Origin of the sequence: Vibrio sp. 10N.222.52.C12 (assembly GCF_041474215.1) — a bacterium.
Taxonomy (GTDB): domain Bacteria; phylum Pseudomonadota; class Gammaproteobacteria; order Enterobacterales; family Vibrionaceae; genus Vibrio; species Vibrio crassostreae_C.
In genome coordinates, this window is the sequence record NZ_JBFRTR010000045.1 from 1 (window position 1) to 17,972 (window position 17,972).

Consider the following 17,972-nt stretch of genomic DNA (forward strand, 5'->3'; position numbering starts at 1 on the left):
TTACCATTCCAACAGAATGATAATGAATTGACTGTGCCGATAATAAATTATCGATTGGTCACTCAGTTCATTGAAATCAATGTGATTCCTAAGAATCAATTTTTGATATTCATCAACGAGTGCCCACACAGATTGATAGGTTTAAATTGTTAAAGAGCTTTTCCTTTTTGAGCTTCGCTCAAATCGGACGGCCATTTTAGCGATTTAAGTTTTAGTGTCAACCACTATTTTCAAAACTTTTTCAAGCGCTTGGCTTGGCTAATTTGGCTTGCTGATTCGTTCTGGTTTCCTAAGAAGCCATCCCGTGTCAGCGAGGTGGCATTATAGAGATTTCGATCACACTGGCAAGCCCTTTTTTAAGTTTTTTTCGTTTTTTTATTCGTTCGATTAAAAAGAACTCAAAACGCCTCAAAAGTAGGCTTTTATCTTACATATTCTTCAGTTTTTCAGTGAACAAAGAGACTTTTTCCCAGTTTGTGTACTCAACTTCCTTCGTTGTATCCGTTTCACCACCTGTCATATTCATAATAAAGCGGATCATGGTTCTATCGAACCAGTTATAACGTGGGTAATAGAGGGCACCTGCAAATACACCGATTAAAGTCGGCTGCCATGGAGACTTGGTAAGGAACTTCTTAATATACGCACTGCCTTCTGGTGTATCTTTGCCTTGGTCTTCTTTACGCGCCGTTAAGTTAACACAGAAGAACGCAACCTTGCTTGATTGCAACTGAGTAAGGTTGGCATCAATAAATTGATATAGCTTCTTATTAAGGTGGCCATAACGAATCGATGCGCCAATCAACACTCTGTCGTACTGAGCAAAGTCCACCTTGCCAATAGTGTGCAGATCTTGAAGCTCACATTCGAACTCACTCATTTCTTCTTTTATATAGTTCAAGATTTTCTTGGTCTGCCCTTCACGGCTTGAATACAAAAATAGAACTTTTGCCACAATGTTGTCCTTAGCTACGCCAAAACGTAGGGGTCAATAAGATTAATAAGGTGAAGATTTCTAATCGGCCAAACAGCATAGATACGATAAGTACCCATTTTGCTTTGTCGTTCACATCGCCAAAGTGCACCGCGACTTCACCAAGGCCCGGGCCAAGGTTATTTAATGTCGCCGCTACCGCAGAGAAAGCACTCAACTCGTCCATACCAGTTGCAATAAGAGCCAACATACAAACCACAAAAACCAATGCGTATGCAGAGAAGAAGCCCCAAACCGCATCAACAACACGCTGTGGTAGTGCCGAACCGCCAACCTTGATGGTATAAACAGCTCGCGGGTGGACAAGGCGCTTCATTTCACGAGCACCTTGCAAGGTAAGCAGTAATATTCGAATGACTTTCATACCGCCACCCGTTGAACCTGCACAGCCCCCTATAAAAGAAGAGAACAGAAGCAGCACAGGTAAGAATAACGGCCACTCAGAGAAACCAGTGGTGGTGAAGCCTGCGGTTGTTGAAATAGACACCGTTTGGAACAACGCTTGATCAAAAGCATCATAATACGAGTCATAAGAGTGGTGATTAAGCAGTAATAAGAAACAAACTAAGAACAAGACTGCTTGAATAAAGATAAAGGCGCGGAACTCAGGATCTTTCCAGTAATACTTAGGATGCACACCACCCGAAGCAAAGGCCGCAAAGTGAAGCGAATAGTTACACGCAGAGATAAGAAGGAACACGACCGTAATCATATTGATCGCTGGGCTATTGAAATAGCCCATACTCGCATCGTGAGTCGAGAAGCCACCAATCGCAATAGTAGAGAAGCTATGACTGATAGCATCAAAGAAGCTCATGCCAGCAAGCCAAAACGCCACCGCACAAGCAATCGTTAGACTCAGATAGATGTACCAAAGCGCTTTTGCCGTTTCAGCAATACGCGGAGTCATCTTACTGTCTTTTACAGGGCCCGGGATTTCTGCACGATATAGCTGCATACCACCGATGCCGAGAACAGGAAGGATGGCTACCGCCAATACGATGATACCCATACCACCAAACCATTGCAGGAACTGGCGGTAAAACAGAATCGCCTTAGGCAGATCATCGAGGCCGACAATAACGGTCGCGCCCGTGGTTGTTAATGCAGAGAAGGATTCGAAGAAAGCATCGGTTACCGACACATTGGGGTTATCGGCGATCAAAAACGGCAGCGCACCAGCACTACCGATTACCGTCCAGAATAAAACAACAATCAAGAAGCCATCACGCGCTTTCAATTCATGCTTATAACGTCGGTTTGGAAACCAGCAAGTTGCTCCACAGAATAAGAGAACGAAGAAGGTCGTCACAAATGGCACACCCGCACCATCTCGATAGATCAGTGCGACGAGCGCAGGAGCAAGCATTGATACACTAAAAAGTGCTAATAATAATCCGACGATTCGAATAATTGAGCGAAATTGCATGAGCTATTGAACGAAGCGAAATGCTTCACACTTCCTAGTTGTCTTTGACTTTCGTTACCAGTGCCTTAGCACCGCTTTTATTGATCATGGTTTGGGTAAACGAATCTACCTGAAGGAGCTCTATTTCAATAATAAGCTCAACTTGAACACCATAATCCGCTTGGACCTCAACAGCCTGATGCTGAGCCATGATGGATTGTGCGATCGGCACAAAGCCATAGTCTAACTCTAGCCGTAATTTTGTGGTTATTTTTTTCTCGATAGTTTGAAGCAGCTTGAGAGCTTGTTGTACGCCACCGCCGTAAGCCTTAACCAAACCGCCGGTTCCAAGCTTAATTCCGCCAGAGTAGCGCGTCACAACAGCCGTTAATTCACCGACACCAGAGCCCGATAGTTGCGCCAAGATAGGCTTACCCGCTGTACCCGAGGGTTCACCATCATCACTGAAACCCCAAAGCATTGAGTCTTCAGGTCGACCAGCAACAAAACCCCAACAGTTATGTCGTGCTGAAGAATGCTCTTTTTTCACCTGTTCTACGAACTGTTTTGCAGCTTCAACACTTGGAGTATGAGCAAGATGCGTAATAAAGACGCTCTTTTTTATCTCTTCTTCAAACAGAGCCGACGCAGAAGGTATTAAATAAGGCTGTTCATTCATATCGTTAACTTAGTTAATAAGAGCGACGAAGTGTATCACGCGTGAATAATAAGGGTTAGAGGATCTGTGCCATCGCACAATGTTAAACAATTGTTTAAAAAATGTATTGAAATTAATCAAGCAGAGGTACAGACTAAGATAACTGGTCTTACCAGGTATTCTACAATAATAGAAAGATAACAAGATTCTCTCAAACAATCGTGGATTGTATGTCATGGAGATAGACAATGATTTACCAAGCTAACACCCTACAGGTAAAGGAATTACAAGATGGTATTGCGGAATTAAGCTTCTGTGCACCAGCCTCTGTAAACAAACTCGACCTTGCTACTTTAGAATCACTAGATAAAGCGTTAGATGCTCTTAATGCTCACGCAGGATTACGTGGTTTAATCTTAACTTCAAACAAAGACGCGTTCATTGTAGGCGCAGACATCACTGAATTTCTTGGCCTATTTGCTAAGCCAGAAGCAGAACTTGATGAATGGTTAAGATTCGCTAATTCAATCTTCAGCAAGCTCGAAGACCTTCCTGTCCCAACTCTTTCAATGATGCGTGGCCATGCCCTTGGCGGCGGCTGTGAATGTGTACTCGCTACCGATTTCCGTATCGGTGACAAGACCACCAGCATTGGCCTACCTGAAACCAAACTTGGCATCATGCCTGGTTTTGGTGGTTGTGTACGCCTACCTCGTGTTATCGGTGCTGACAGCGCAATGGAAATTATCACGCAAGGCAAAGCATGCCGTGCAGATGAAGCGCTTAAAGTTGGCTTGTTAGATGCGATTGTTGAAACAGACCAGTTACTAGAATCGGCAATCAATACCATTTCTCTGGCTGCTAATGAAAAATTAGACTGGCAGCTACGCCGTAAACAAAAGACATCAGCGCTTTCACTAAGCAAACTCGAAGCGATGATGAGCTTTACCATGGCGAAGGGCTTAGTTGCTCAAAAAGCAGGGCCTCACTACCCAGCTCCGATTACTTCTGTGATTGCGATTGAAGAAGCAGCACGCAGCAATCGCGATGCAGCACTCGACATCGAACGTAAGCACTTCGTTAAGCTAGCGAAATCGGAAGAAGCAAAAGCATTAGTTGGCTTATTCCTGAATGACCAGTACATCAAAGGCTTAGCGAAACAAGCGGGTAAGTCAGCAAACAAAGCAACTGAGCGTGCAGCCGTACTTGGTGCAGGTATCATGGGCGGCGGTATTGCTTACCAATCAGCTCTAAAAGGCGTGCCAGTGATGATGAAAGACATCGCACAAGCATCGCTTGATCTAGGTATGAACGAAGCATCTAAGCTGTTGAATAAACGCTTATCACGCGGTCGCTTAGATGGATTCAAGATGGCAGGTATTCTGTCTTCTATTACTCCAAGTCTGCATTACGCGGGTGTAGAACAGTCGGATGTGATTGTTGAAGCAGTAGTAGAAAACCCGAAAGTAAAAGCAGCAGTACTGAGCGAAGTGGAAGGTTTGGTTGGTGAAGACACGGTTCTAACATCAAACACCTCTACAATTCCGATCAACCTGCTAGCGAAATCACTGAAGCGCCCAGAAAACTTCTGTGGCATGCACTTCTTTAACCCTGTGCATCGCATGCCTTTGGTTGAGATCATCCGTGGTGAACAAACCTCAGAAGAGACCATCAATCGCGTGGTGGCTTACGCAGCGAAGATGGGTAAATCCCCAATCGTTGTTAACGACTGCCCAGGCTTCTTCGTTAACCGTGTACTTTTCCCTTACTTTGGCGGTTTCAGCATGTTGCTACGCGACGGTGCTGATTTCACTAAGATCGATAAAGTGATGGAGCGTAAGTTCGGTTGGCCAATGGGCCCGGCTTACTTACTAGACGTTGTAGGCCTAGACACTGCACACCACGCACAAGCTGTGATGGCGCAAGGTTTCCCAGAGCGTATGGGCAAAGAAGGTCGTGATGCGATTGATGCACTTTACGTTGCTGAAAAATACGGTCAGAAAAACGGTAGCGGTTTCTACACATACAGCGTAGACAAGCGTGGTCGTCCGAAGAAGACCTTCTCTGAAGACATTCTTCCTATCTTGGCTGACGTATGTCAAGCACCACAAGATTTTGATGACCAAACAATTATCCAGCGCGTGATGATTCCAATGATCAACGAAGTGGTGCTTTGTCTAGAAGAAGGCATTATCGCGACACCGCAAGAAGCGGATATGGCACTGGTTTACGGTTTAGGCTTCCCTCCATTTAGAGGCGGCGTATTCCGCTACTTAGACAGTGTGGGCATTGGTAACTTCGTTGAAATGGCGAAAGGCTACCAAGACTTAGGTGCAATGTACCAAGTTCCTCAGCTATTGCTTGATATGGCAGCGAAGGGCGAAAGCTTTTACGACAGCCAACAAGCCAGTTCTCTGTAACCCACATTTGGAAAAGGAATAGCAAAATGAAAAATGTAGTTGTTGTTGATTGCCTTCGCACCCCAATGGGACGTTCCAAAGGTGGAGCTTTCCGTCACACTCGTGCTGAAGATCTGTCTGCACATTTGATGAAAGGCATTTTAGAGCGCAACCCAGAAGTAAACCCTGTCGAAATTGAAGATATTTACTGGGGTTGTGTACAACAAACACTAGAGCAAGGCTTCAACGTTGCACGTAACGCTGCCTTGCTTGCTGGTCTACCGATTGAGATTGGTGCTGTAACAATCAACCGTTTATGTGGTTCATCTATGCAAGCTTTGCATGATGCAACTCGCTCTATCATGGTTGGTGATGCTGAAATCTGCCTGATTGGTGGTGTGGAGCACATGGGCCACGTACCAATGAACCATGGTGTTGATTTTCACCCAGGCATGTCAAAACACGTAGCAAAAGCGGCCGGCATGATGGGGCTAACCGCTGAGATGTTAGGCAAAATGCACGGTATTAGCCGTGAAGACCAAGATGCATTCGCAGCACGCTCACATGCTCGCGCTCAAGCAGCTACGGTTGAAGGTCGTTTCAAAAATGAAATCCTGCCAACCGAAGCTCACGCTGCAGACGGTTCTCTGTTCACTCTGGATTACGACGAAGTCATTCGCCCAGAGACAACAGTTGAAGGCTTATCCCAGCTGCGTCCGGTATTTGACCCAGCAAACGGCACAGTAACAGCAGGTACTTCATCAGCTCTGTCTGATGGTGCTTCTGCAATGCTTATCATGAGCGAAGAGAAAGCTAACGCACTTGGCCTTAAGATTCGCGCTCGCGTGAAGTCTATGGCTATCGCTGGCTGCGATCCTTCAATCATGGGTTACGGCCCAGTACCAGCAACCCAAAAAGCACTTAAACGTGCAGGACTAACCATTGAAGACATGGGTGTGATTGAGTTAAACGAAGCGTTTGCTGCTCAATCTCTACCTTGTGCTAAAGACTTAGGTCTACTGGATGTTGTTGACGAGAAAGTAAACCTTAACGGCGGTGCGATTGCTCTGGGTCACCCACTAGGCTGTTCTGGTTCTCGTATCTCGACGACGCTAATCAACCTGATGGAAGCACAAGACGTGAAATACGGCTTGGCGACTATGTGTATTGGTTTAGGCCAAGGTATTGCAACGGTATTTGAACGCCCATAGCGTTTACTGACTGTAATATTTGAAGGGTAATCTTTTGTGCAGCTATATTTATATAGCTGCACTTTTTATTGCTTGGCATCCAACAATGCATCGATTGTGTTCAGCGAACTCAACGAGAGAAAAACCAACCCTGACATCTATGCACAAAACGCATATATTCAATGTTGATGTTTCATTATTTTTTCTCGGATGATTCAACTAAAGTTACTTCAGTTTCCTAATATTCCTCCACGGAGCAGATCATGTTTAAAGCACTTGTACTAAACCAAGAAGACAAAAAAACTATCGCGTCAGTTTCTCAAATTGAAGAATCTCAATTACCAGAAGGTAACGTGAAGATTGATGTTAGCTACTCTTCTTTGAACTACAAAGATGGTTTGGCGATTACAGGTAAAGGGCGCATTGTTCGCAACTTCCCTATGGTTCCTGGTATCGACCTTTCTGGTGTGGTTTCACAATCTGATGACCCTCGCTACAAAGCAGGCGACGAAGTGGTTCTAACTGGTTGGGGTGTTGGTGAAGGTCACTGGGGCGGCATGGCTGAGAAAGCAAGCCTAAACGGTGACTGGTTAGTGCCGATGCCTAAAGGTCTAGACGCTAAGAAAGTAATGGCGATTGGTACAGCAGGCTTCACAGCAATGCTTTGTGTTCAAGCTATTGTCGATGCTGGCATCAAGCCTGAAGACGGTGAAATCCTAGTTACCGGCGCAAGTGGCGGTGTAGGTAGCGTATCTATCACTCTACTAAACCAACTGGGCTACAAAGTGGCAGCAGTGACTGGCCGTGCTTCTGTAAACGGTGAACTACTTAAATCACTAGGCGCGACACGTATTGTAGAGCGTGCTGAACTAGAAGAACCAGCTAAGCCACTAGAAAAACAACTGTGGGCTGGCGCTATCGATACGGTAGGCAGCAAAGTGCTTGCGAAAGTATTGGCGCAAATTGATTACAACGGTGCGGTTGCGATGTGTGGTCTAGCTGGCGGTTTTGACTTACCAACCACGGTAATGCCATTCATTCTGCGTAACGTTCGCCTACAAGGTGTTGATTCTGTAATGTGCCCTCGTGAAAAACGTATTAAAGCGTGGGAACAACTGGCTGAGCTACTACCAGAATCTTTCTACGCTCAAGCAACCAAAGAAGTGTCTTTAGACGGTGCAATTCAAGCAGCAGAAGACATCACTAACGGTCAAATCACTGGTCGCGTAGTCATTAAACTATAGGCTCTCAAACATAAAGTTATCAAACCTTAAGCAACAGCTTTAGGCTTGGATAACCCAAAACAACAAAGGGCTGATTTTTATCAGCCCTTTTGCGTTTTTGTCATTCGGGTCAAGTGAACTCAGACTCAGATCCGGTTAACCCAAACCGACATCCGCAATCCGTTTTTGAATCAACTCACCACACTCTTCTTTTACCACTCTTCTTAACCATTGTTGTGAAGCAGAAGAATCGCAACGCGAGTGCCAGATCAGTGAGTAATCAAACGGCATAAATTCAAATGGTAATGGCTTAACAACCAAGTCATAACGCTCTGCTACCAAATAAGCCAAATCAGCAGGCACAGTAATCACCAACGGCATTCTATCGACAATCGCCAATGCAGCTTCAAGGTGATAAGCACGCAACACCATTTTACGAGGCTGTTGATTGGCTAACGCGTTGTCTAATAAAGCCTTAACACCATCACTGATCGCAATCATCGCATGTGGGAGTGAAACATAGTCTGCAAGGCTTAAAGGTTGATCGGCTAATGGATGGTTTTTAGATAACAGACACGACACACCAACCGGCCCCAAGACTTCTTGATGAAGTGGTGCAATGCTGCCACTCGGACGACAGATCGCCATATCAACGCGTTCGGTGCTGAGCTGTTTAAACAAATGCTCATGCTGCAACGGAGCAAACTCCAAAGAGATATTGGGTGCTTGTTCATAAATCTTAGGCAACGCATAAGGCAAGATGGTTTGCATCGCATAATCGGTGGTAGCGATCAGAAAACGTTCGCTGCAATAGTAAGGGTCAAAGTCACTCGGACTCAGCAATTGGCGAAAAGACTCCAAAGGCTGATCAATACGCTGACTGATCTCGAGTGCTTTCTTGGTAGGAATAAGGTGCTGACCTTGACGTGTAAACAACGGATCGTTTAGTAATTCTCTTAAACGCCCTAATACTCGACTGGTTGCGGATTGGCTTAAGTTAAGACGAAGCGCGGCCTGGCTTACGCTGCCCTCTTCAATCAATACCTTTAAAGCGACCAATAAATTAAGGTCTCTACGATAGATGTCTTCTAATTCCACGCCACTTACCTAGCTGTATACGATTGCCATTAGTCACTAAGTTGTTTATAGCATGCTTTAGATAAAAAAAATCCCGCAATTACGCGGGGAAGCCCAAGAAAATTGGGGGATAGTGTCGGAATGTTGTCGTATCGGAATTCGCTTGCTGTATTCGGGTTAGTGCTCTTGCTCTTCGGCTATGCCTTGCCAACGGCGCATCTCTACCCAAATACCAATAATCGTTGCTACTATGCCAAAAATAGGCAACAGTGAGGTCTCTGTCGATGAGCGTAGTACTAACGCACAAAAAGAAATAAAACAGAGAACCGAATAAATTGTTAATCTATCTAATCCTGTCAACATCGCCACTCCTTAGCTAGTTGCCTTTGCTTCAAGTTGTTATCAACTTGTTAACTAAGTTATAGGAAATGATTCTGTTTGCCAAGCACTTATTGCATATTTTTTCTGCAGACGTATTATTCACTCGTTAGATAGATATAGAGATACAAACCATGACATTCAAACCTGAACTGGCAACCCATACTTTAGAAGCTGAAGGCCTGCGTTGCCCGGAACCAGTAATGATGGTCAGGAAGACAATTAGAAACATGCAGGATGGCGATGTGTTACTGGTAAAAGCTGACGATCCTTCGACAACTCGAGATATTCCGAGCTTTTGTCGATTCATGGATCACCAGTTGGTAGGCCAAGCAACAGAAACGTTGCCTTACCAGTATTTGATCAGAAAGGGATTGGAGGCGTAACGCCCCACCGACTATCAAGTATCAAAAAAGCCGCTCGTACCTTATGTTCTTAAACAGAACTCAGAGTACGAGCGGCTTTTTGTTTATTCGCTTCTAGATTTGTTTTGCAGATGCTCCAGCTGATGCTGAATTTCTCGGATATCTTTGCGCATCGGAATAATATGCGCGACCCGAATCCAAGCCTCTACCGCAAGTGCAGTCATGATGATGGCACCCGCGACCATTGGCAGCCACATGTCCGTCAACACCATGCCTAACAGTGTAAGTGCAAGACCAAAAGTAAATAGATAACTTTGGCTTTGTGGAGTAATACCCATATAACGCGTCAACATAATCATGCCCTCGTGTTCTTAACTCACAAGATTAAAATATCATGACAAGTATGACAGTTATATGTCCATTCGCTCGATAAACCCCACAATACTGTAAGAGTATGACCTACAACACATTACTCTACTGATTGAGTATAATAAGACTCAATACCACCTGTTAATAGAAAGCAGCAGCGATAGCTAAACCCACGAATAGCAAGGCTGTGATCTTACGAATCAGATCAAGCGGCATCTTATCCGCAGAGAGCTTACCGATGATCACCACAGGCACATTCGCCAGCAGCATACCGATCGTAGTACCCAGAATCACCCACGTTAATGCATCAGAATATTGAGCCCCTAGAATAGAGGTCGCAATTTGGGTTTTATCACCGATCTCAGCAATGAAGAAGGCGATGAAACTGGCGACAAACGGGCCTCGGTTTGATATCTGCTCATCGTCATCCAACTTATCCGGAATCAGAATCCAGCCCGCCATAGCGATGAAACTAACCACCAGCACCCACTTTAATACTTCAGGTGAAAGATAGTCGGCGACCACAACCCCGAGCCATGCAGCAAGGGCATGATTGGCAATGGTGGCAAAGAAGATAGCCGCAATGATAGGTATCGGTTTTCGATATCGACTGGCTAATAAAAGGGATAGCAACTGGGTCTTATCACCGATCTCGGCTAAGGCGACAGTTGTAATTGAAATTGCTAAAACGCTCACGACATGCTCATTTGGGATGGAGATTATTATATTTAACCAAAGACAAACCTCGCGCCCCATCCCGGTTCACGATGCTTGTCTAAGGTCTTGCTAAGCGCCACCAAGGTGGTGGTTGCCTCGAACGCCATGATGATTTTGCATCAATTATGTTGACGAACGAACTCATTCAATAGGATATGAATAAGTAAGCTACTCCCCAAAGACCGCGAGATTTTAATCACCCACGCTTTCAAACACAAGTGTCAAACTTATCAAAATATCCACTTGTGCCGAAAAACAAACATTAAAGGCAAAAAAATCCACTAAACGACATTTTAGACCACTAATTAAACAAGATTACCCCTACTCGCTTTACGAATATCTCGGTATACTCAGAGGTTATTTTTCTCATTCATTTAAAAGAATCGCGCGAACCTGACTATGCAAAAATACGATATCAAAACCTTCCAGGGAATGATCCTCGCGCTGCAGGATTACTGGGCTCAAAACGGTTGTACCATTGTTCAACCTCTAGATATGGAAGTAGGTGCAGGCACCTCTCACCCAATGACATGTCTACGAGCACTTGGCCCAGAGCCAATGTCTACAGCTTACGTTCAACCTTCTCGTCGTCCGACCGATGGCCGTTACGGTGAAAACCCTAACCGTCTGCAGCACTACTACCAATTCCAAGTAGCGCTAAAACCATCGCCAGACAATATCCAAGAGTTGTACCTAGGCTCCCTAGAGGTTCTTGGTGTTGACCCACTTGTTCACGACATTCGCTTCGTTGAAGATAACTGGGAAAACCCAACACTAGGCGCATGGGGCCTTGGTTGGGAAGTATGGCTAAACGGCATGGAAGTAACTCAGTTTACTTACTTCCAACAGGTTGGCGGCCTTGAGTGTAAGCCAGTAACTGGCGAGATCACTTACGGTATCGAGCGTCTAGCAATGTACATCCAGGAAGTAGATTCTGTTTACGACCTAGTATGGAACGTAGCACCAGACGGTTCTAACGTGACTTACGGTGACATCTTCCACCAAAACGAAGTTGAGCAATCGACGTACAACTTCGAGCACGCAGACGTAGATTTCCTATTCACTTTCTTCGACCAGTGCGAGAAAGAGTGTAAAGAGCTACTTGAGCTTGAGAAGCCACTGCCGCTTCCAGCTTACGAGCGCATTCTAAAAGCAGGTCACGCATTCAACATCCTTGATGCGCGCAAAGCTATCTCTGTAACAGAGCGTCAACGTTACATCCTTCGTATCCGCAACCTGACTAAATCAGTTGCTGAAGCGTACTACGCGTCACGTGAAGCGCTTGGCTTCCCAATGTGTAAGAAGGAAGGTAAATAATCATGGCGAAGAATTTTCTAATTGAACTGGGTACGGAAGAGCTTCCACCAACAGCACTTCGTTCTCTAGCAGAAGCGTTTGCTTCTAACTTTGAAGCAGGTCTTAAAACGGCTGAGCTTTCTCACGAAGGCATCAAGTGGTACGCAGCACCTCGTCGTCTAGCACTTAAAGTAACTGCACTGGCTGAAGGCCAAGCAGACAAAGTGGTTGAGAAACGTGGCCCTGCTGTTTCTGTGGCATTCGATGCTGAAGGCAACGCGACCAAAGCGGCACAAGGTTGGGCTCGTGGTAACGGTATTACTGTTGAGCAAGCTGACCGTCTGAAAACAGACAAAGGCGAGTGGCTTCTTTTCAAACAAGAAGTAGCTGGCAAACCAGTTCAAGAATTGGTGATGGACATTGCTGCGAAAGCACTGGCTGGCCTACCAATTCCTAAAGCAATGCGCTGGGGTAACTCAGACATTCAATTTATCCGTCCAGTAAAAACACTGACAGTGCTACTAGGTGATGAGCTTGTTGAAGGCGAAATCCTAGGCGTAGCATCTGCTCGTACTATCCGTGGCCACCGTTTCATGGGCGAACAAGAGTTCACAATCGACTCTGCTGACCAATACCCTGCGATCCTAGAAGAGCGCGGTAAAGTAATGGCAGATTACGAAGCGCGTAAAGCGATCATCCTTGCTGATTCGCAAAAAGCGGCAGCTGCGGTTGGCGGTACAGCTGACCTAGAAGATGACCTTGTTGAAGAAGTAACGTCTCTGGTTGAATGGCCAGTAGTACTGACAGCGAAGTTTGAAGAAGAATTCCTAAAAGTCCCTTCTGAAGCTTTGGTTTACACCATGAAGGGTGACCAAAAGTACTTCCCTGTTTACGATGACAACAAGAAGCTACTACCGAACTTCATCTTCGTATCGAACATCGAGTCTAAAGAGCCTCGTCACGTTATCGAAGGTAACGAGAAAGTGGTACGCCCACGTCTTGCTGATGCTGAATTCTTCTTCAACACAGACCGTAAGCGCCCGCTTATCGACCGTCTTGCTGAACTAGACCAGGCTATCTTCCAGAAGCAATTGGGTACTATCAAAGACAAAACAGACCGCATCACAGAGCTTGCAGGCTACATTGCTGAGCAAATCGATGCTGACGTTGAAAAGTCTAAGCGTGCTGGCCTACTGGCTAAGTGTGACCTAATGACCTCTATGGTATTCGAATTTACGGATACTCAAGGTGTGATGGGCATGCACTACGCGACTCACGACGGTGAAGACGAGCAAGTTGCACTGGCACTTTACGAGCAATACATGCCTCGTTTCGCGGGTGACGATCTACCAAGCACTGGTATCTCTTCAGCAGTAGCAATGGCAGACAAGCTAGACACTATCGTAGGTATCTTCGGTATTGGCCAAGCACCAAAAGGTTCTGACCCATTTGCACTTCGTCGTGCGTCTCTAGGTGTGCTACGTATCATCGTTGAAAACGGCTACAACCTAGACCTAACCGATCTGATCGGCAAAGCGAAAGAGCTACTAGGCGACAAGCTGACTAACAAAAACGTAGAAGCTGACGTTATCGACTTCATGCTAGGTCGTTTCCGCGCATGGTACCAAGATGCTGGTTTCAGCGTTGATATCATCCAAGCGGTACTAGCACGTCGTCCAACTAAGCCTGCTGACTTTGACCAACGTGTTAAAGCGGTTTCTCACTTCCGTGAACTGGAAGCAGCAGAAGCACTAGCAGCAGCGAACAAGCGTGTAGGTAATATCCTTGCGAAATTCGATGGCGAGCTACCAGCTGAAATCGACCTAACGCTTCTTCAAGAAGACGCAGAGAAAGCACTGGCTGAAAACGTTGAAGTAATGACGGAAGCACTAGAACCAGCATTCGCAACAGGTAACTACCAAGAAGCCCTAAGCAAGCTTGCTGATCTACGTGAACCAGTTGATGCATTCTTCGATAACGTAATGGTTATGGCTGATGACGAAGCGCTTAAGAAGAACCGTCTAACGCTACTGAACAACCTACGTAACCTGTTCCTACAGATTGCTGACATCTCTCTACTGCAAAAATAAGCACAAGTGAGACAATTACTCTAAGTCATACTCTGAGTAATTAACGGTAAACACCCAAAGGGAAGCGAAAGCTTCCCTTTTTGTTTTTGTGAACCAAGCATTTGTTTGTAGAGGTCTTATTGATTAACTGAATGAAACAGCACTCAGACTGTAGAGGGCATTGTTTGCTATAACTGACCTGTTTATTCAGGGGAAGGGAACAATGAAAAAAACAGTACTCGCGCTTTCAATACTCGCACTCAGCGCATGCAGCCAAACCAGTGACAACAACCTATTACTGACAATTGATAACGACACTGTCGTATTCGAATCATCCGGTAAAGGCACCGTGATTGCAGAACAGGAACTCGCGAAAGGTAGCTATACCTTCTCTATCAGCGATACTCAAAATACCTGTGGCACCAACTATGCGCTGGCTGAAGAAAACCGCATCAAATTCAATAAACCCCTTCGCCTAGACGACTGCGCCGAGAAGTCTGAATTAGATATCAAGATCTTTCGCGCTAACACCTATCAGTTTATGCTCAACCCACAAACCAATGAACTGACCGTTCAGATAAAGCCGAAGCAACAACAAGTACAAAGCTTTGCTTGTCCGGTTCCTAGTGACGAACCAACCATCATCGACGTTGCTCAAACCTTTGATGATGGCACCGTGGTTAGAGACGCTCTTTCAGGCAAACAAGTCACAGTAACGAATGGCAGCGTCACCATGCAGCCAGCAGAAAATAGCCAAGGTGTTCTGCTGCTTGAGAAAGTAGAACCAGAAACCAAAGCTGACTTTGGTTGGGATAACGCCACGGTTTACTTCGTAATGACTGACCGTTTCCACAATGGTAATCCTGATAACGACAACAGTTACGGTCGCAGCCAAGATGGACAAGACGAAATCGGCACCTTCCACGGTGGTGACTTGGCAGGCTTAACCGAAAAACTCGATTACATAGAATCACTCGGTGCTAATGCTATCTGGATAACGTCTCCGTTAGAGCAAATCCACGGCTGGGTTGGCGGCGGTGATCGAGGTGACTTCAAACACTACGGCTACCACGGCTACTACCATCAAGATTGGACCAAGCTCGATGACAACATGGGCACCGAAGACGAGCTAAAAACCTTCATCGATACCGCGCATAGCAAAGGCATTCGTGTTGTTTGGGATGTGGTAATGAACCACACCGGCTATGCGACGCTTGCCGACATGCAAGAGTTTGATTTTGGTAAGCTCAACCTAACTGACGAAGAAGCCAAACAAACACTTGGCGAAAACTGGACAGATTGGCAACCTGCCAAAGGTCAGAACTGGCACTACTTCAACAACTACATCTCTTACAGCGACAAAGAAGCGTGGGAAAAGTGGTGGGGCAAAGCTTGGCTACGCAGCGATATCGGCGCCTATGACTCTCCGGGCTACAATAACCTCACCATGTCTTTGGCGCATCTGCCCGATTTCAAAACAGAGTCGACAGAGACAATCGGGCTGCCTAATTTCTATCGCAATAAGTCCACCAGCGCGACCGATGAACTCAAAACACCTCGTAACCATTTAATCACTTGGTTATCGGATTGGGTGCGCGAATATGGTGTCGATGGTTTCAGGGTCGATACCGCTAAACACGTTGAACTCGAAGCATGGGCAGAACTGAAAGAGAGCACCAACCAGGCACTTGCCGAGTGGAAACAGAACAACCCAGACAAGGCCTTGGATGACTTACCCTTCTGGATGACTGGCGAAGTATGGGCACACAGCGTGGTCAAATCAGATTACTTCGCTAACGGATTTGATTCGATCATCAACTTTGAATTCCAGAGTGATATCGCACCAAAGGCGCTCAAGTGCCTATCCGATCTTGATGCTGATTACCTTCGATACGCAGAGAAGATCAACAACGACAGCGAGTTCAACGTACTGAGTTACCTTTCGTCTCACGACACCTCGCTATTCTGGACACAACATGGCAGTGACTTTGCAAAACAAACCAAAGCTGCAAACGCGTTGATGCTGGCTCCCGGTGCGGTACAGATCTATTACGGCGATGAAATCGCCCGAGACTTTGGCCCAACGGGTTCTGATCCAATGCAAGGCACACGCTCAGACATGCCTTGGGATCAAATCACTGGCGAACGTGCAGAGCTGCTAGAACACTGGCAAGCGCTTGGCCAATTCCGCCAACGCCACCCAGCCGTTGCTCAGGGTAAGCACATCATCCGTAACAGCAAGGGCTACTATGCGTTCGAACGCCAATACCAAGATGACAAGGTATTAGTCGTTTATACCGGTTCGAACTAAACCTTCATTAACATAAACACCAGAAACTAAAGGGGAAGCTTAGGCTTCTCCTTTTTTTATCGCTAAAGGTACGTTCAATAAGCAAGCTGTCACTCATTAACCAAACTTTATAGAAGTTTTTTACGTGTTAGAGCATTTGGCGCTATGCGTCGCAAAAACATTGCGGTATGTTCAAGGAATACACTGATGGCAGACATAAGGTCTGCCTTAATGACACGTAACAAGCAATCACAATGAATTAGGTAAAATTAGTAATGCAGTTCTCTAAGTTTGGCGAAAAGTTTAATCGATACTCTGGAATCACTCGTTTAATGGATGATTTGAATGATGGCCTGCGCACTCCTGGCGCTATCATGCTCGGTGGTGGCAACCCAGCCGCTATCCCTGCCATGCTCGATTACTTTAACCAAGCCAGTTCCGACATGCTCGCCAGTGGAGAACTCATCGCCGCCCTCGCCAACTACGATGGTCCGCAGGGTAAAGACAGCTTCATCAAATCGTTAGCGGCAATGCTGAAAGAGACCTACGGTTGGGACATCAGCGAGAAGAACATCAGCCTGACTAATGGCAGTCAAAGTGGCTTCTTCTACCTATTCAACCTGCTAGCAGGCCAACAGCCTGACGGCTCACATAAGAAAATCCTACTGCCGATCGCACCGGAATACATCGGCTACGGCGACGCGGGTATTGATGACGATATTTTTATCTCTTACCACCCAGAGATCGAACTGCTAGAAAACCGTCAGTTTAAATACCACGTTGATTTTGAACAACTAAAGGTTGATGACTCAGTCGCGGCTATCTGTGCATCTCGTCCAACCAACCCAACGGGTAACGTACTGACCGACGAAGAAGTGCGTAAACTGGATAAACTGGCGCGTGAAAACAACATCCCACTGCTGATCGACAATGCTTACGGCCTGCCGTTTCCTAACATCATCTTTGAAGATGTCGAACCGCTCTGGAATGAAAATACGATTCTGTGCATGAGCCTTTCTAAGCTTGGTTTGCCGGGTGTGCGTTGCGGTATCGTAATTGCGAGTGAAGAAGTAACACAAGCATTGACCAACATGAATGGCATCATTAGCTTAGCGCCAAACAGTGTTGGCCCTGCAATTGCCAATCACATGATTGAAAAAGGCGATTTACTGCGCTTAAGTAGCGAGGTAATCAAACCTTTCTATAAAGATAAGTCACTACGTGCAGTTGAACTGTTACAAGACGCTATCGACGACCCTCGCTTCCGTATTCACAAGCCTGAAGGCGCTATCTTCTTATGGCTATGGTTTGATGAGCTGCCGATCACCACAATGGAACTGTACGACCGCCTTAAAGCTCGCGGCGTATTGATTGTTCCGGGTGAATACTTCTTTATCGGCCAAGAAGACGAGTGGGATCATGCTCACCAGTGCTTACGCATGAACTACGTACAAGATGATGAGGCGATGCAGAAAGGCATTGCTATCATTGCTGAAGAAGTGAAAAAGGCTTACTCAGAGCAGTAATAAGAGCTTTTAG

15 protein-coding genes and 1 riboswitch are annotated in these 17,972 nt (G+C 45.9%); of the genes, 8 read left to right on the forward strand and 7 right to left on the reverse strand.

All coding sequences use genetic code 11. The annotated features are described in order from the left end of the window. Window positions 1-427: 427 nt before the first annotated feature. The 3 genes from hemG to AB4623_RS08360 are packed head-to-tail and all read right to left on the reverse strand — an operon-like array spanning window position 428 to window position 3,081. Window positions 428-955 (reverse strand): menaquinone-dependent protoporphyrinogen IX dehydrogenase, encoded by a 528-nt coding sequence (hemG, locus tag AB4623_RS08350; RefSeq protein ID WP_017058824.1) that lies wholly within the window; start codon window positions 953-955, stop codon window positions 428-430. A 10-nt stretch (window positions 956-965) separates the two neighbouring features. Next, on the reverse strand, window positions 966-2,423 hold the full coding sequence (locus tag AB4623_RS08355) for a TrkH family potassium uptake protein (RefSeq protein WP_008223210.1): 1,458 nt from the start codon (window positions 2,421-2,423) through the stop codon (window positions 966-968). Between the two features lie 34 nt (window positions 2,424-2,457). After that, complete coding sequence (locus AB4623_RS08360; RefSeq protein WP_017058823.1) at window positions 2,458-3,081, reverse strand: YigZ family protein; 624 nt, start codon at window positions 3,079-3,081, stop codon at window positions 2,458-2,460. A gap of 227 nt (window positions 3,082-3,308) precedes the next feature. On the opposite strand from AB4623_RS08360, the gene fadB reads away from it, so the two are divergent. The 3 genes from fadB (at window position 3,309) to AB4623_RS08375 (ending at window position 7,893) form a co-directional block, all read left to right on the forward strand. After that, window positions 3,309-5,480, forward strand: a complete 2,172-nt coding sequence (fadB, locus tag AB4623_RS08365) for a fatty acid oxidation complex subunit alpha FadB (RefSeq protein ID WP_371721159.1) — start codon at window positions 3,309-3,311, stop codon at window positions 5,478-5,480. A gap of 26 nt (window positions 5,481-5,506) precedes the next feature. Beyond that, complete coding sequence (gene fadA / locus AB4623_RS08370; protein ID WP_372146153.1) at window positions 5,507-6,670, forward strand: acetyl-CoA C-acyltransferase FadA; 1,164 nt, start codon at window positions 5,507-5,509, stop codon at window positions 6,668-6,670. A 242-nt stretch (window positions 6,671-6,912) separates the two neighbouring features. Then, a complete protein-coding gene (locus tag AB4623_RS08375; RefSeq protein WP_017058820.1) occupies window positions 6,913-7,893 on the forward strand; it encodes an MDR family oxidoreductase in 981 nt (326 codons plus the stop codon). Between the two features lie 135 nt (window positions 7,894-8,028). Here the strand turns inward: AB4623_RS08375 and AB4623_RS08380 are convergent, their stop codons facing one another. Both AB4623_RS08380 and AB4623_RS08385 read right to left on the reverse strand, forming a co-directional pair. After that, window positions 8,029-8,970, reverse strand: coding sequence for a LysR family transcriptional regulator (locus AB4623_RS08380; RefSeq protein ID WP_017058819.1), 942 nt, complete (start codon window positions 8,968-8,970; stop codon window positions 8,029-8,031). 156 nt (window positions 8,971-9,126) lie between these two features. Further along, window positions 9,127-9,312: a hypothetical protein gene (locus AB4623_RS08385; protein WP_372146155.1), complete on the reverse strand. Its 186-nt coding sequence runs from the start codon at window positions 9,310-9,312 to the stop codon at window positions 9,127-9,129. A gap of 149 nt (window positions 9,313-9,461) precedes the next feature. Between AB4623_RS08385 and tusA the strand changes: the two genes are divergently transcribed. Beyond that, window positions 9,462-9,713, forward strand: coding sequence for a sulfurtransferase TusA (tusA, locus tag AB4623_RS08390; protein ID WP_004736675.1), 252 nt, complete (start codon window positions 9,462-9,464; stop codon window positions 9,711-9,713). Window positions 9,714-9,796: 83 nt separating this feature from the next. Here tusA and AB4623_RS08395 read toward each other — a convergent pair whose 3' ends face one another. Continuing rightward, window positions 9,797-10,051: a hypothetical protein gene (locus AB4623_RS08395; RefSeq protein WP_017058818.1), complete on the reverse strand. Its 255-nt coding sequence runs from the start codon at window positions 10,049-10,051 to the stop codon at window positions 9,797-9,799. Between the two features lie 151 nt (window positions 10,052-10,202). Beyond that, a complete protein-coding gene (locus tag AB4623_RS08400) occupies window positions 10,203-10,757 on the reverse strand; it encodes a TMEM165/GDT1 family protein (RefSeq protein ID WP_017055491.1) in 555 nt (184 codons plus the stop codon). A gap of 34 nt (window positions 10,758-10,791) precedes the next feature. Continuing rightward, a riboswitch (yybP-ykoY riboswitch) is annotated at window positions 10,792-10,967 on the reverse strand. Window positions 10,968-11,177: 210 nt separating this feature from the next. Here AB4623_RS08400 and glyQ point away from each other — a divergent pair. The 4 genes from glyQ (at window position 11,178) to AB4623_RS08420 (ending at window position 17,959) form a co-directional block, all read left to right on the forward strand. Continuing rightward, window positions 11,178-12,095, forward strand: coding sequence for a glycine--tRNA ligase subunit alpha (gene glyQ / locus AB4623_RS08405; protein WP_017058815.1), 918 nt, complete (start codon window positions 11,178-11,180; stop codon window positions 12,093-12,095). 2 nt (window positions 12,096-12,097) lie between these two features. Further along, window positions 12,098-14,164, forward strand: a complete 2,067-nt coding sequence (gene glyS / locus AB4623_RS08410; protein WP_017058814.1) for a glycine--tRNA ligase subunit beta — start codon at window positions 12,098-12,100, stop codon at window positions 14,162-14,164. A 202-nt stretch (window positions 14,165-14,366) separates the two neighbouring features. Further along, window positions 14,367-16,454 (forward strand): alpha-amylase, encoded by a 2,088-nt coding sequence (locus AB4623_RS08415; protein ID WP_372146157.1) that lies wholly within the window; start codon window positions 14,367-14,369, stop codon window positions 16,452-16,454. A gap of 254 nt (window positions 16,455-16,708) precedes the next feature. Next, a complete protein-coding gene (locus tag AB4623_RS08420; protein WP_372146159.1) occupies window positions 16,709-17,959 on the forward strand; it encodes a valine--pyruvate transaminase in 1,251 nt (416 codons plus the stop codon). The last annotated feature ends 13 nt before the right edge of the window (window positions 17,960-17,972 follow it).